This is a genomic window from Neisseria sp. P0021.S006, from assembly GCF_051956895.1.
In genome coordinates this window covers 1-517 of sequence record NZ_JBQCWZ010001047.1, presented here as the reverse complement: position 1 = coordinate 517, position 517 = coordinate 1, and the positions used below count along the sequence as shown (strand labels likewise).

Annotated in this window: 1 pseudogene; it reads left to right on the top strand. The window is 50.1% G+C overall.

Annotation, left to right across the window (positions count from 1 at the left end):
- A pseudogene (locus ACTHUM_RS18645) lies at positions 1-517 on the top strand (threonine synthase); the annotation flags it as partial.

The following is a 517-nucleotide window of genomic DNA, read 5'->3' as shown; positions in this document are numbered from 1 at the left end:
ATTCCAACGCGCGCAAATGTTTAGCCTGCAAGATGCTAATATCCACAACATCGCTGTTGAAGGTATGTTTGACGACTGCCAAGACATCGTCAAAGCCGTACAAAACGATGCCGAATTCAAAGCCAAATACCATATCGGCACAGTCAACTCCATCAACTGGGGCCGTATCGTCGCCCAAGTCGTGTACTACTTTGCCGGTTATTTCAATGCCACTTCGAGCAATGACGAAAAAATCAGCTTCTGCGTGCCAAGCGGCAACTTCGGCAATGTCTGCGCCGGCCATATCGCCCGCCAAATGGGTCTGCCTATCCACCGCTTGATTGTTGCCACCAATGAAAACGACGTATTGGACGAGTTTTTCAAAACCGGCGCATACCGCCCTCGCAACAGCGAACACACCCACGTCACATCCAGCCCGTCTATGGATATTTCCAAAGCCTCCAACTTCGAGCGTTTTGTGTTTGACCTGATGGACCGCGATGCAGACGAAATCAAAACCTTATGGGCTGAAGTAGGA